Annotated in this window: 16 protein-coding genes; 13 read left to right on the top strand and 3 right to left on the bottom strand. The window is 61.0% G+C overall.

Going from position 1 to position 14,220, the window contains the following annotated elements; translation table 11 throughout:
- Window positions 1-243 (top strand): thiamine pyrophosphate-dependent enzyme (locus tag WB528_RS16180; RefSeq protein ID WP_423889419.1); only part of this gene is annotated, 243 nt, incomplete at its 5' end.
- A 130-nt stretch (window positions 244-373) separates the two neighbouring features.
- Here WB528_RS16180 and WB528_RS16175 read toward each other — a convergent pair.
- Both WB528_RS16175 and WB528_RS16170 read right to left on the bottom strand, forming a co-directional pair.
- The gene (locus WB528_RS16175; protein ID WP_423889418.1) at window positions 374-1,741 is read right to left on the bottom strand and encodes an LLM class flavin-dependent oxidoreductase; all 1,368 of its coding nucleotides are present in this window, start codon (window positions 1,739-1,741) and stop codon (window positions 374-376) included.
- A gap of 20 nt (window positions 1,742-1,761) precedes the next feature.
- Complete coding sequence (locus WB528_RS16170) at window positions 1,762-1,926, bottom strand: hypothetical protein (RefSeq protein WP_423889417.1); 165 nt, start codon at window positions 1,924-1,926, stop codon at window positions 1,762-1,764.
- Window positions 1,927-2,082: 156 nt separating this feature from the next.
- Here WB528_RS16170 and WB528_RS16165 point away from each other — a divergent pair, with 156 nt between their 5' ends.
- The 12 genes from WB528_RS16165 (at window position 2,083) to WB528_RS16110 (ending at window position 13,707) form a co-directional block, all read left to right on the top strand.
- Window positions 2,083-3,474: a M20 family metallopeptidase gene (locus WB528_RS16165; protein WP_423889416.1), complete on the top strand. Its 1,392-nt coding sequence runs from the start codon at window positions 2,083-2,085 to the stop codon at window positions 3,472-3,474.
- Window positions 3,475-3,487: 13 nt separating this feature from the next.
- A complete protein-coding gene (locus WB528_RS16160; RefSeq protein WP_423889415.1) occupies window positions 3,488-4,786 on the top strand; it encodes an MFS transporter in 1,299 nt (432 codons plus the stop codon).
- 138 nt (window positions 4,787-4,924) lie between these two features.
- Window positions 4,925-5,842 carry an amino acid ABC transporter substrate-binding protein gene (locus tag WB528_RS16155; protein ID WP_423889414.1) on the top strand — a complete coding sequence of 306 codons (918 nt, stop codon included), beginning with the start codon at window positions 4,925-4,927 and terminating at the stop codon, window positions 5,840-5,842.
- Between the two features lie 19 nt (window positions 5,843-5,861).
- On the top strand, window positions 5,862-6,779 hold the full coding sequence (locus WB528_RS16150) for an amino acid ABC transporter substrate-binding protein (protein WP_423889413.1): 918 nt from the start codon (window positions 5,862-5,864) through the stop codon (window positions 6,777-6,779).
- A 167-nt stretch (window positions 6,780-6,946) separates the two neighbouring features.
- Entirely contained in the window at window positions 6,947-7,864 is a 918-nt protein-coding gene (locus WB528_RS16145; protein WP_423889412.1) for an amino acid ABC transporter substrate-binding protein, read from the top strand.
- Between the two features lie 10 nt (window positions 7,865-7,874).
- Window positions 7,875-8,606 carry an amino acid ABC transporter permease gene (locus WB528_RS16140; protein ID WP_423889411.1) on the top strand — a complete coding sequence of 244 codons (732 nt, stop codon included), beginning with the start codon at window positions 7,875-7,877 and terminating at the stop codon, window positions 8,604-8,606.
- A gap of 3 nt (window positions 8,607-8,609) precedes the next feature.
- On the top strand, window positions 8,610-9,302 hold the full coding sequence (locus WB528_RS16135) for an amino acid ABC transporter permease (protein ID WP_423889410.1): 693 nt from the start codon (window positions 8,610-8,612) through the stop codon (window positions 9,300-9,302).
- Window positions 9,303-9,313: 11 nt separating this feature from the next.
- Window positions 9,314-10,045, top strand: coding sequence for an amino acid ABC transporter ATP-binding protein (locus WB528_RS16130; RefSeq protein WP_423889409.1), 732 nt, complete (start codon window positions 9,314-9,316; stop codon window positions 10,043-10,045).
- A 146-nt stretch (window positions 10,046-10,191) separates the two neighbouring features.
- Window positions 10,192-11,049 carry a D-amino-acid transaminase gene (locus WB528_RS16125; protein ID WP_423889408.1) on the top strand — a complete coding sequence of 286 codons (858 nt, stop codon included), beginning with the start codon at window positions 10,192-10,194 and terminating at the stop codon, window positions 11,047-11,049.
- A gap of 286 nt (window positions 11,050-11,335) precedes the next feature.
- The gene (locus WB528_RS16120; protein WP_423889407.1) at window positions 11,336-12,331 is read left to right on the top strand and encodes a tripartite tricarboxylate transporter substrate binding protein; all 996 of its coding nucleotides are present in this window, start codon (window positions 11,336-11,338) and stop codon (window positions 12,329-12,331) included.
- 178 nt (window positions 12,332-12,509) lie between these two features.
- The gene (locus WB528_RS16115) at window positions 12,510-13,124 is read left to right on the top strand and encodes a hypothetical protein (RefSeq protein ID WP_423889406.1); all 615 of its coding nucleotides are present in this window, start codon (window positions 12,510-12,512) and stop codon (window positions 13,122-13,124) included.
- 55 nt (window positions 13,125-13,179) lie between these two features.
- A complete protein-coding gene (locus WB528_RS16110; RefSeq protein WP_423889405.1) occupies window positions 13,180-13,707 on the top strand; it encodes a GlcG/HbpS family heme-binding protein in 528 nt (175 codons plus the stop codon).
- A 104-nt stretch (window positions 13,708-13,811) separates the two neighbouring features.
- Here the strand turns inward: WB528_RS16110 and WB528_RS16105 are convergent.
- Window positions 13,812-14,220, bottom strand: a 409-nt coding sequence (locus WB528_RS16105) for a Bug family tripartite tricarboxylate transporter substrate binding protein (RefSeq protein ID WP_423889404.1), incomplete at its 5' end; no start/stop codon positions are given.

Here is a 14,220-nt window from a genome sequence, read left to right as displayed (position 1 = left end):
GTGATCGCCAACAATGGCGGATACCGCATCATCAAGCAGCGGCTGCTCGCCTTCCACGGCGACGATCACTACGTCGGCATGGATTTCGCCGATCCGCCGGTGGATTTTACGGGCCTGGCCAAATCGCTCGGACTCGAGGCGATGCGGATCACCGAGCCCAGGGATTTGAAGTCCACGCTCGCCGCAGAGTTCAAGCGGCCCGGCCCGAAGTTGATCGAGGTGATGGTGGACGGGACGGTGTGATGCTCGTCATTCGGGGACGCACGTGAGCGCGGGCCCGGAATCCATCGCGCCGCAGAGTTTGTGGAGGAATGGATTCTCTGGTGCGCAATTGCGCACCTTAGCTCGCCCTCGAGGCGCCCCGGAATGACAGTCACTTCGGCCGATGCTGCGTGGCCGTATGCGTTGCGTCGAGCCGGGCGCGGCCGGCGCCAAACAGTTTTTCCCGCAACGTGCCGGGTTGATAGGCCGTCTTGTAGCGCCCGCGCCGGGTCAGTTCCGGCACCAGCATCTCCGTAACGTCTTCGAAATCGCCGGGCGAGACCGCAAACGGCATGTTCAGCCCGTCGACATCGGTCTGATCGAACCACGCCTCGATCGCGTCGGCGGCTTTTTCCGGCGTTCCCACCACCACTGGTCCGATGCCACCTATTCCAACGTGTTGCGCGACCTCGCGCACGGTCCAGACCCGGTCAGGGTCGGCGCGGGTGATGTTGTCCATCGCCGAGCGGCCGGCATCGTTTTCGACATGCCGGACCTGCTGGTCGAGGTCATAGGTGGAGAAATCGACGCCGGTCCAGCCGGACATCAAGGTCAGCGCGCCCTCGGGACTGACATGGTTGCGATAGTCCTCGTACTTGGCTTTGGCCTCGGCCTCGGTTTTCCCGAGGATCACCGTGAACATCGAGAACATCAGGATCTCGCTCCCGTTGCGCCCGGCTTTCGCGGCGAGTTCGCGAATGCCGGCGACCCGCGGCGCGATGACTTTTGCAGACGGACCCGACATGAACACGCATTCGGCATGTTGGGCTGCGAACTGACGCCCGCGCGGCGAGGTGCCGGCCTGATACAGCACCGGCGTGCGTTGCGGCGAGGGTTCGCAGAGGTGAATGGCGTCGAGGCGAAAATTCCTCCCCTCGTGCCGGACACGATGCACCTTGGATGGATCGGCAAAGATGCCGCGCGCGCGATCGCGCAGCGCGGCGTCGTTTTCCCAACTTCCTTCCCAGAGTTTGTAGACCACTTCCATATATTCGTCGGCGATATCGTAGCGGTCGTCATGCCCCGTCTGTTTGTCCTTGCCGGCGCCTTTCGCCGCGCTGTCGAGATAGCCGGTGACGACGTTCCAGCCGACCCGTCCCTCGGTGAGGTGGTCGAGCGTCGACATCCTGCGTGCAAACGTGTAGGGCGGCTCGTAGGACAGGTTGGACGTCACGCCGAAGCCGAGGTGTTCGGTCACGGCGGCCATCGCCGGAATCACCAGCAGGGGGTCATTGACGGGGGTCTGTGCGGCGTTGCGCAGCGCGGCGTCAGGGCTGTTGCCGAACACGTCGTAGACGCCGAGCACATCGGCGAGAAACAGCCCGTCGAACCTTCCGCGCTCCAGCGTCCTGGCGAGATCGAGCCAGTAGGGCAGGCGGTTATAGCCGGCCGTGCGGTCGCGCGGATGGGTCCACAGTCCGGGCGATTGATGCGCGACGCAGTTCATCGCGAACGCGTTGAGCCGGATTTCCTTTTTCATGCGGGATAACTTTCGGAAATTTACTCGCCGGCCTGCTTGAAGGGCGTCTCCGCACCTGCCGGCGCTTTGACGCGAGCGACGTTGAGCGTCATCGAGACCACATCATAATAGCCGTTGACGGCCACCAGATCGACGGAACCCGTAAACAGCAAGCCGATGGCGGAAAGGCGCAGAATGGCTTTCATGGAGCTCTCCCTTTTGTGGGCCCGATAAACTTTCGGCCATTTCCTGAATTGTCGCGTCCTGCATGGCTTTAGCAAAGGCCTCAGGACTTCCAGCCCCCGGCCTATCCCGCTAACGTAAGCCGACCTGAAGATCGGAATAAATGACGAACGGAAGCCATGACCAGAGCTGATGCCATCGCCCGCGCCCACAACATACTTCATTCCGGCGAATTTCTTGCCGAACTCGGTCGCCGGGTCGCCTACCAGACCGAAAGCCAGAATCCGGAGAAGCGCGCCGCGTTGCGGGCGTATCTCACGGATGACCTTGAGCCGGCCTTCAAGAGCCTTGATTTCTCGACAAGACTGATTGAATCGCCCGTCGGCAAAGGTCCCTATCTTCTGGCCGAATACCGCGAGAACGCGTCCGCGCCGACCGTCCTGATCTATGGCCATGGCGATGTCGTCGACGGCATGGCGGGCGAGTGGCGGGACAACCTCGATCCCTGGCGTACAACACAAGTGGGCAACCGCGTCTATGGCCGGGGCACCGCCGACAACAAGGGACAGCACAGCATCAACATGGCGGCGTTGCGTGCCGTGCGGGAGGCGCGCGGCGGCCGTCTTGGCTTCAACGTCAAGTTTCTTGTCGAGACCGGCGAGGAAATAGGCTCGCCGGATTTGCCGCAAGTCTGCGAGAAGCTGCGCGACGAACTGAAAGCCGATCTGCTGCTCGCCTCCGACGGCCCGCGGCTGTCGGCCGAGCGCCCGACGCTGTTCCTCGGTTGCCGCGGCGGCATCCGTATTCATCTCGACGTGAATTTGCGAGAAGGCGGCCATCATTCCGGCAACTGGGGCGGTGTGCTGGCCAACCCCGCGACCATTCTCGCGAGCGCCATTGCCAGCCTTGTCGATGGCCATGGCCGTTTGCAACTCGAGCAATTGAAGCCGCCGCGTCTGTCAAACCAGATCCGCGCCGCGTTGGCCGACGTCGAGGTCAAGCCGACGGCGGACGAGCCGGCGCTATCGGAGAACTGGGGCGAGGACGGGCTGTCGGCCGCGGAGCGGCTTTATGCCTGGAATACGCTTGAAGTGCTGGCGATGTCGTCGGGCAACAGTGCAAAGCCCGCCAACGCCATTCCCGGCCGCGCCTCGGCCGTCCTGCAATTGCGCTTCGTCGTCGGCACCAAGGTCGACAACCTCACTGAAGTGATCCGCGCTCATTTGCACGCCCGCGGCTTCACGATGGTTGACGTTGAGGCGACGCAACGGTTCGCCGCCTCACGTACCGATTTAGACAGCCCCTGGATCAACTGGGCCGCGGAATCGATCCGCAAGACATCGGGGAAAGCGCCGGCCGTGCTGCCGAACTTCGGCGGCTCGCTGCCCAACGACGTCTTTACCGATATTCTCAAGGTTCCGACGCTGTGGGTGCCGCACTCCTATCCCGGATGCTCGCAGCACGCGCCCGACGAACACATTCTGCTGTCGGTGACGGAAGAAGCGCTCGGCATCATGGCCGGCCTGTTCTGGGACCTGGGCGAGATGAAACATCCTTTGACCCGCAATTAGGAGAGGGGACCGCATGACCGTTTTGGCATCGGCCGAAGTACCCCAAGCGCCGAAAGCCAGCGGTGAGAAGAATATCGCGCGGCTCATTGTTGCAACCTCGATCGGCAACGCGCTCGAGTGGTACGACATCACGGTCTACGGCTATTTCGCGGTCTATATATCGAAGGCGTTCTTTCCGAACGACAGCCAGACGACCTCGCTGCTTTTGACGTTCGGCACGTTCGGGCTTGCTTATCTCGCCCGTCCGATCGGCGGCCTGATGCTGGGCGCCTATGCCGATCGTCACGGCCGAAAAGCGTCGCTGTTGATTTCGATCGTGCTGATGACGCTGGGCACGCTCGCGGTCGCGCTGATGCCGGCATACGGGACGATCGGCCTTCTCGCACCGGTCGCGGTGATCGCGGCGCGTCTGGTGCAGGGATTTTCGGCCGGCGGCGAGTTCGGAAGCTCCACGGCATTTCTGGTGGAGCACTGGCCCGACCGGCGTGGTTTTATCGCAAGCTGGCAATTTGCAAGCCAGGGCTTGAGCAATCTGCTTGCCTCGGCATTCGGCGTCGTGCTTACCGCGTGGATGGCTCCGGCCGATCTCACGTCATGGGGCTGGCGTATTCCGTTCCTGTTCGGAGTTCTGGTCGGGCCCGCCGGCGTCTACATCCGCAATCAATTGGAGGACGCGACCGCCCCGCCGGCCGCGCGGACTTCTCCGATCAGGGAGGTTTTTCTGCACCAGAAATCCCGGGTGTTGCTCGGCGTCGGCGCGCTCGCAATATCGACCGCGGTCAATTACCTCATCGTTTTCATGCCGACCTATGTGGTCAAAAACTTCCACCTGCCGCCGGTGACGGGTTACACGGCCACCTTTGTCGGCGGCATCATGGTGACGCTGCTAACCCCTTTCGCAGGGATGCTTTCCGACCGGATCGGCCGGACGCGGCACATGATCGCGGCCAATGTTCTGCTTCTGCTGTCGATCTTTCCGGTGTTCCTTCTGATCACGAAGGATCCGACGCCGGCAGTCATCATCTTCGCGGTATTCTGGCTGTCGACGTTGAAGTCGCTCTATTACGGTCCGCTCGCCGCGCTGATGTCGGAATTGCTGCCGGCCGCGACGCGGGCCACGGGCTTGGGCCTCGGCTATAATATCGGTGTCACATTATTCGGTGGCATGGGACCGGCGACGATGACTTGGCTCAGCGGCTTTGCCCTGATCGGCAATCTGGCGCCCGGATATTACTTGACAGCGGTCGCCATCCTGAGCCTGGGGACGCTCTTAACCATACACGCGACGTCGGCGGCTTCACGTGAGCCGTGACGGAGTGGCGCAGGCGCGTTTCACCCATCAAAGGTCGGCTTGCGACGGCCTGACGTTCAGACCATAAGATAGGGGTAAGGCGGGCCATTCGTCGACCGGGCCGCAAAAGGTTCAAGTCGGACAAAAAGGAGCCTATTCATGAAACGAACGCTTATCGCAGGCGCGGCCTTTGTGGTTGCGCTCTCCGTGTGGCCAGCGACGGCACAGGAACTGACGGGGACGCTGAAGAATATCAAGGAGACCGGCACGATCACGCTCGGTTATCGCGATTCCTCGATTCCGTTTTCCTATCTCGACGACAACCAGAAGCCGGTCGGCTACGCCATGGACATCTGCTACAAGATCGCGGATGCCGTAAAGAAGGAGCTCAAGCTCGACAAGCTCGAGGTCAAGCTCAATCCGGTCACTTCCTCGACCCGTATCCCGCTGATGGCCAACGGCACCATCGATCTCGAATGCGGCTCGACCACCAATAACGCCGAGCGGCAGAAGCAGGTGTGGTTCACCAACACCCACTTCCTCACCGCCAGCCGCTTCGTCTCGAAGAAGGCGAGCAACATCAAGTCGATTGGCGACCTCAAGGGAAAATCGGTCGTCTCGACATCGGGCACCACCAACATCAAGCAGCTCAATGAAGCCAATGCCGCCCGCAATCTCGGCATCAACATCATTCCCGCGAAGGATCACGCCGAGGCGTTCCTGATGGTCGAGAGCGACCGCGCGGTTGCATTCGTGATGGACGATATTCTGCTGGCGAGCTTTGTGGCGAGTTCCAAGGAGCCGGACGCCTACGTCATTTCCACCGACGCCTTCTCCAAGCCCGAGCCCTACGGCATCATGGTGCGCAAGGACGACGTCGCCTTCAAGAAGGTGGTCGATGCGGCAACCGCTTCGCTCTATCAGAGCGGCGAGGGTGCGAAGATCTACAACAAGTGGTTCATGGAAAAGATTCCGCCGAAGGGCCTCAATCTCAAGGTGCCGCTCGGACCGGAACTCAAGGCTGAATTCGCCAAGCCCTCGGATTCGCCCGATCCGGATTCCTACAAGGCGATGTGAGGAAGGCGAGGGGGCGCGAATGCGACGCTTGCGTGTAACGGGTCTTGCGCTGGTTCTGGCTTTCTGCACAGCGCAGGCCCGGGCCGAAGAACTTTCGGGCACGCTCAAGAAGATCAAGGAGACGGGCTCGATCGCGCTCGGCTTTCGCGACTCCTCGATTCCCTTTTCCTATCTTGACGACAACCAGAAGCCCATCGGCTATGCCATGGACATCTGCTATGCGATCGTCGAGGCGGTGAAGAAGAAGCTCAAGCTCGACAAGCTCGCGATCGAATTGGTCCCTGTGTCATCGTCGACCCGCATTCCCTTGCTGGCCAATGGCACCATCGACCTCGAATGCGGTTCGACCACCAACAATCCGGAGCGGCAGAGGCAGATTGCCTTCAGCTACACCCACTTCCTGACCGCGACGCGCTTCATTTCGAAGAAGGCGAACAAGCTCGACCTGATCGAAGACCTCAAAGGCAAGTCGGTAGTTGCGACATCAGGCACCAGCAATATCAAGCAGCTGATTGAGACCGATGCCGCGCGCCATCTCGGCATCAACGTCATTCACGCCAAGGATCACGCCGAGGCTTTCCTGATGGTCGAGAACGACCGCGCGGTCGCCTTCGTGATGGATGACATTCTGCTGGCGGCGTTCGCGGTCGGCTCAAAGGACCCGGCGGCTTACGCGATTTCATCCGACGCGTTTTCCAAGCCCGAGCCTTGCGGCATCATGCTGCGCAAGGACGATCCGGCTTTCAAGAAGGTGGTGGATGCCGCAACCGCGGCGCTCTACCGGAGCCCGGAGGGCCCAAAGCTTTACGACAAGTGGTTCATGCAGAAGATCCCGCCGAAAGGCTTGAACCTCAATGTCCCGATGCGGCCGGAACTCAAGCAGGAATTCGCCAAGCCGTCTGATTCTTCCGATCCCGATGCTTATAAGGTGATGTAAGATTGGCTACTCGGACGGCTCGGTCCTTGCATAAGACAGGCTTGCATAAGACAGGCTTGCATAAGACAGGCTTGCAAGAGACAGCTTGCAAGAGACAGGTTGCATAAGACAGTCTTGCAAAAGACAGGGCGGCCGTAGTGAAAGCGCTTGGAGTTCGGGGGGTGACCATGAAGTGCCTGCGTATAATTGGTTTAGCGCTAGTCGCAGTCATTTGCGCCGGCCACGCCAATGCCGAAGAGCTCTCGGGCACGCTCAGGAAGATCAAGGACACGGGCGTTATCAATATCGGCTACCGCGACTCCTCTATTCCGTTCTCCTATCTTGACGACAATCAGAAGCCGGTCGGCTTTGCGATCGACATTTGTCTAAAGATCGTGGACGCCGTGAAAAAGGAGCTCAAGCTCGACAAGCTGACGATCGAATTCAATCCCGTGACCTCATCAGCCCGCATTCCCCTGCTGGCGAACGGCACGATCGACCTTGAATGCGGTTCGACTACCAACAACCCCGAGCGGCTGACGCAGGTCGCCTTCACCAATACCCACTTCCTCACCGCGACTCGCTTCATCTCGAAGAAAACGAGCAAGCTCAATTCGATCGAGGACCTGAAGGGCAAGACGGTCGCTTCCACCTCCGGCACCACCAATATCAAGCAACTCACCGAGGCCAATGCTGCGCGCAATCTCGGCATCAACATCGTTCCGGCCAAGGAACATGCCGAGTCGTTTTTGATGGTCGAGACCGACCGGGCGGCTGCGGCCGTGCTGGACGACATCCTGCTCGCAAGCTTTGCCGCCGGCGCCAAGGACCCCGGCGCCTACGTCATTTCGACCGACGCATTTTCCAGGCCAGAACCTTATGGCATCATGCTGCGCAGGAACGATCCGGCGTTCAAGAAGGTGGCGGACGACGCGACGGCGGCGCTCTACAGAAGCGCGGAAGGTCAAATGCTCTATGAGAAATGGTTCATGCAGAAAATCCCGCCCAAGGGCTTGAACCTCAACGTGCCGATGGGCGCCGAGCTCAGGAAGGCATTCGCCAGGCCGACGGATTCGCCGGATCCGGATTCCTACAAGGCCATGTGAGGGAGCGGTCTTGAACTATCACTGGAACTGGCACATTTTCTTCGAGCCGTCGCCGAACGGGACCGGCACCTATCTCGACATGCTGTTGTCGGGGCTCATGGTCACGATCGTGACCTCGCTCTGCGCCTGGGTCATCGCGCTGGTTACCGGCACTATTGTCGGCGTGCTGCGGACGCTGCCGTCCAGGGCGGCGTCGTGGTTCGGCTTTTGCTACGTCGAATTCTTCCGTAACATGCCGTTGCTCGTGCAGTTGTTTCTCTGGTTTTTTGTGTTGCCGGAACTCCTGCCGGCTTCCTGGGGACTTTGGCTGAAGCAGTTGCCGAACGCGCCGTTCTATACCGCGGCGATCGGAACGGGGCTGTTCATGTCCGCGCGCGTTGCCGAGCAGACGCGGGCGGGCATCAATTCATTGCCGCGCGGCCAGAAACTGGCTGCCACCGCGCTTGGCCTGCGAACGCCGCAAATCTATCGCTACGTGCTGTTGCCGATCGCGTTCCGTATCATCCTGCCGCCGCTGACGTCGGAATTTCTCTCGACCATCAAGAATACCTCGGTCGCGCTTACCATCGGCCTGATCGAGCTCACCGCGGAAGCGCGCGCGATGCAGGAATTCTCCTTTCAGGTGTTCGAGGCCTTTACGGCCGCCACCGTGCTTTATCTGCTGATCAACATCGTCGTCGTCATCGCCATGCACTTCGTCGAACGAAGCGTGGCGATCCCCGGCTACATCACCGGGAAATAGCCGATGTTCGCCAATTTCGATTTCGACGTCATCCGCCGCTCGCTCGGCTATCTGTTTTTCGACGGCATGACGTTCACGCTGACGCTGACGGGGCTGGCCACTTTCGGCGGCATCGTGTTGGGAACGCTGATCGCGATGATGCGGCTGTCCGGTGTGTGGGTGATATCGCGCTTCGCCCGTCTCTATGTCGACCTGATGCGCTCGCTGCCGCTGGTGCTGGTGATTTTCTGGTTTTACTTCCTGGTGCCCTATATCGGACAGTGGCTGACGGGATCCTCGCGGCCGATTCGCGTCGGCGCATTTGCTTCGTCGCTTCTCACCTTTACCATCTTCGAGGCGGCGTATTTCGCCGAGATCATGCGCGCCGGTATCCAGTCGATTTCGAAAGGCCAGCCGGCGGCGGCTTCGGCGCTCGGCCTGACCTACGGGCAGACCATGCGCTACGTCGTGCTGCCGCAGGCATTCCGCAACATGCTGCCGGTGCTGCTGACGCAGACCATCGTGCTGTTCCAGGACACCTCGCTGGTTTACGTGCTGTCGATTACCGATTTTCTTGGCGCCGCCAGCAAGGTGGCGCAGCGCGACGGCCGGCTGGTCGAGATGTATCTGTTTGCGGCGGTCGTCTACTTCGTGATTTCCAGTATCGCCTCTTTCGGCGTCCGCCGCCTGCAGGCGCGCATCGCCTACGTACATTGACAGGATCCTTGATGATCGAGATCAGCCACGTCGATAAATGGTACGGGTCAACCTTCCAGGCGCTGAAGGATTGCACCATGAGCGTCGCCAAGGGCGAGGTGGTGGTGGTCTGCGGCCCTTCGGGCTCGGGGAAATCGACACTGATCAAATGCGTCAATGCGCTGGAGCCGTTCCAGAAGGGGACGATCACGGTGGACGGCATCTCCGTCGGCGATCCCAAGACCAATCTGCCGAAGCTGCGCGCCCGCGTCGGCATGGTGTTTCAGCACTTCGAACTGTTCCCCCATTTGCGCATTATCGACAATCTTTGCCTCGCGCAGGAAAAGGTGCTGGGGCGGTCGCATGCCGAGGCGCTGGCGAAAGGCTCGAAGTTGCTCGATCGCGTCGGCCTCAACGTTCAGGCGCAGAAATATCCGGCCGAACTGTCCGGCGGCCAGCAGCAGCGCGTGGCGATCGCGCGCGCGTTGGCGATGGATCCGATCGCCATGCTGTTCGACGAGCCGACCTCGGCGCTCGATCCTGAGATGATCAGCGAGGTGCTCGACGTCATGGTCGATCTGGCAAAGGACGGCATGACCATGATGGTCGTGACCCACGAAATGGGTTTCGCCCGCAAGGTCGCCAACCGGGTTGTCTTCATGGACCAGGGCGAAATCGTCGAGGACGCGCTGAAGGACGATTTCTTCAACAAGCCCCGCAGCGAACGCGCGCAGAAATTCCTGTCCAAGATTTTGTCGCATTGATCTGGCGCTTAGGCCTGCAAAGACCTGCGAGCGCGCGCGACGAAGCAATCCAGCTATTCCACGCATCTGGATTGCTAACGCTCGCAATGACGGGTGCGGCGGTATAAGATGACGGAAGAGTTGTTCGCCCGAGAGGAGAATTGATTTTGGATCCGATCGCCTACGTCAACGGCGCCTTCGTGCCGCTCAGCGAAGCCAAGGTCTCGGTTTTGGACCGCGGCTTTCTGTTCGCCGACGGGATTTACGAGGTCTCCGCCGTGCTCGACGGCAAACTGATCGACAATGACTCGCACCTCGCCCGCCTGGAACGCTCGGTCGGCGAGATCAAGCTGCCGTTGCCGGAAACCGTCGCGCGCATCAAGGAAATCCAGCACGAGCTGATCACCCGCAACGAGCTCAAGGACGGCTTGGTCTATATCCAGGTCACCCGCGGCGCCGATGTTGGGCGGGATTTCGCGTTCCCGAAAGGCGTCAAGCCGACCTTGATGATGTTCACGTCGGTCAAGGACATCGTGAATGCCTCGTCCGCCAAGACCGGCATCGGGGTCATCACCGTGCCCGACATCCGATGGACGCGGCGTGACATCAAGAGCGTGGCGCTGCTCGCGCAGGTGCTCGCCAAGCAGGCGGCGGCAGAAGCCGGCGCCGGCGAGGCGTGGATGATCGAAGATGGAAAGATCACCGAGGGCGGATCGTCCTCGGCCTTCATCCTGACCAAGGACGATGTACTGGTCACACGCGAGAACTCGTCAGCGATTTTGCCCGGCTGCACCCGCAAGGCCGTGGTCAAGCTGGCCGAGGAACGTCAGCTCCGCGTCGAGGAGCGGGCCTTCACGATTGAGGAGGCGCTCAAGGCCAAGGAAGCCTTCATCACCAGCGCGTCGTCCTTTGTGCAGCCGGTGGTGAAGATTGACGGCAAGGCCGTGGCTGATGGCAAGCCCGGACCGGTGGCCACGCGCCTGCGCGAAATCTATATCGACTTCGCCCGCGCGACAGGGACGTGACGTCTATCTCGTAGATTTCGATAATCGTCATCGCGAGCGGAGCAATCCAGCGCTTTCGTCATTCCGGGATGCGCCTGTAGGGCGCAGACCCGGAATTCATGGTGCCGCTGTAACGCCGGTGGAAATGGATTCTCAGGCACGCAATCGCGTACCATAGCTCACTCGTTTCACTCGCGCCCCGGAATGACGAGAGATGACTTGTGCTCCTCGCAATGACGCAAGTTCAAGGCTTCAGGACATGTTCTACAAATCTGCTAGGCTCGATGTGAAACACACCGATAAGCGGATGACTATGCGCGCTACTCGCTGCAAGATCCGGACATTGCCTCTGCTGGCGCTGATCGCGCTGGTGTTGGCCACCTTTCCGGCCGGCCGCGCCGCGGGCCCTTACCCGGAAAGACCGCTGAGAATCGTCGTTCCCTTTGCACCAGGCGGTGGCACCGATGCGATTGCACGGACGCTCGCGCAGGAGATGGCGCAAGACCTTGGCGTTTCCGTCGTCATCGAAAACAAGCCGGGGGCGGGGACCATCATCGGAACGCAGGCCGTCGCGGCCAGCGCGCCGGATGGTTACACGTTGTTGATGGGCACGTTCTCGCACGCCGTCAATATCAGCCTCAGCGCCAAGCTGCCCTATGATCCGCACAAGGATTTCGCGCCCGTTGCGCTGATCGCGCGCTCCTTCAATATCGTCGTCGTCAATCCGAAATCGGCCATTCGAACCATCGCGGACCTGATCGCGGCGGCGAAAGCCAACCCTGAGAAAATCACGTTTGGCACTTTTGGCGTCGGCACGTCGGCGCACCTTGCCGGCGAATTGTTCAACACGATGGCCAAGGTCAAATTGACGGCCGTACCCTACAAGGGCGCGGCCCCCGCCATCACCGATCTGATCGGCGGTCAGATCGATGTCATGTTTACGACGGTTGCAAGCGCGGCTTCGCTGGTAGAAAGCGGCCAACTGCGCGCGATTGCGGTGACGTCCGCCGAACGTTCGCCCGCTTTTCCGCAACTGCCGACGGTGGCCGAGGCCGGCGTTCCCGGCTATGCCGCCGAGAGCTGGTATGGCCTGTTCGCCCCTGCTGGGACGCCTGCTGGGGTCATCGACCGGCTCAACAAATCGGCCGCCTTGGCAGTCCGGTCCGAGGCTTTCAGGAAACTGGGCGTCAATGAAGGGCTCGTGACCGTCGCACAGCCGCCGGAGGAGCTTGACCGCTATGTTCGCGGTGAAGAGGAGCGCTGGCGCCGCGTCATCAGGGACGCCGGCATCTCCGTCGAATAGCGTGACGCTCGGATGACGCCGTGTTGCGGTGCGGTGTCAGGAATAATCGCGCCGAAACGGGGTTGCAGAGGGGGCTTCTTTCAGGCACTTGGCGGGACGGCCCTTCGGCCCGACCAACGGGCCTGTCGCCTAAAAGATCGAGCCGTCGGACGGCAATTCACACCCGTGGAGGATCATCATGTTCAGTACGCTCCAGCGCACGATAGCTACTGCGATTTTTGTCACGACCTGTTTGGCACTGCCGGCGTCGGCGCAGGAAACGCTGCGCATCCGCGGTACCATCGAAAGCGTCGACGGATCCGTCTACCTCGTCAAGAACCGGGACGGCGCCGAAGTGAAGCTGACGGTCATCGACCCTCATCTCTATGTGGCGATCGTGAAATCGACGATGGCCGACATCAAGCCAGGCCAGTTCGTTGGCGCCACCGGCCTGACACAGCCCGACGGCAGTCAGAAGGCCATCGAGGTCCACATCTTCCCGGAATCGATGCGTGGCACCGGCGAAGGTCATTACGACTGGGATCTGAAGCCGAACACCAAGATGACCAACGCCAATGTCGAGCAGACCGTCGGCGGTGTCGAGGGACCGGTGTTGACCGTGAAGTACAAGGACGGCGAGAAGAAAGTGTTGGTGACCCCGGAGACCCAGGTCGTCAGCTACGTGATCGGCGACAAGAGCGACCTCAAGCCGGGTATCAAGATCTTCGTCGGCGGCGCGAAGAAGGGAGCCGATGGAACATGGACGACGCCACGCGTCACCTACGGCAAGGACGGGCTGACGCCGCCGATGTAGGACGGGCGATGGCTCCATGAACGATCAAAAAGCAAACCATAAAAGGAAGAGTATCATGCGTTCGATGATTTCAATTGCGTTGGCGGCAGGTGCCGTCGTTGCGATCAGCTCGCAGGCGCTTGCGCAGACACCTGCGCCGACAGCGCCGGCTGCTGTGCCTGAGAAGATGCCTTTCGATATTCCCTACGGCCTGTCGATCGGCCTTGACCAGGCCAAGCAACTGGTGGCGGCGGCCGAGGCCGAAGCCAAGAAGCACAATTGGAAGATGAACATCGCGGTCGTCGATACCAACGGCGAGCCGGTGCTGTTCGAGCGGATGGAGGGTGCGCAGATCGCCTCCGGCTCGATCTCGATCGGCAAGGCCCGCACCGCTGCGCGCTTCCGCCGCGAAACCCGGCTGTTCTTCAATGCATACGAATCCGGCCATACCTATGTTGCCACTCTCGATCCGACGCTGACGGCGAGCCCCGGTGGATTTCCGCTTGTCGAAAATGGCAAGCTGATCGGCGCGATCGGTTGCAGCGGAGGGACCGGCGATCAGGATGCAGTTACCTGCAAGGTGGGCGCCGAGCTGGTGAAGTAATCCTCGCCGGCGCCTTTTGGTGCCGATATCCCAACATGATTGTCAGCGACGCCGCGGCGGCCATGCCTCCGCGGCTACCGGTTCCCACTTTTCCGGACTATACTCTATTGTTCGATCCTGATCTTGCCGGCGCGTGCGACTTCGGCCCATCGCGCAATATCGGATGACAGGATTCGGGCAAATTCCTCTGAGGAGTTGCCGACCGGCTGGATGCCGAGCGGCCTCAACCTCGCAACGATATCCGGCTCCCTGACGATCCGCATCAATTCGGATTCGAGCTTCTTGACAATCGCCGGCGGCGTTTGCCGGGGCGCGAAAATGCCGCTCCACAATACGGCATCAACATCGGTGCCGGTTTCCGCCAGGGTGGGGACGTCGGGGAAGTCTTCCGCGCGATGGGGAGAGGTGACGGCGAGCGCCCGCACCTGACCGCCCTTGACCTGGCCCGATACCGGGCCGGCGTCTGCAATCGTCGCGGTCACCTGGCCCGAAATCACCGCCATCACCGAATCG

The sequence above is a fragment of the Bradyrhizobium sp. genome, assembly GCF_049586575.1.
GTDB lineage: Bacteria > Pseudomonadota > Alphaproteobacteria > Rhizobiales > Xanthobacteraceae > Bradyrhizobium.
Note: the sequence above shows the minus strand (reverse complement) of the source record. Positions and strands in the feature narration are given on the sequence as shown.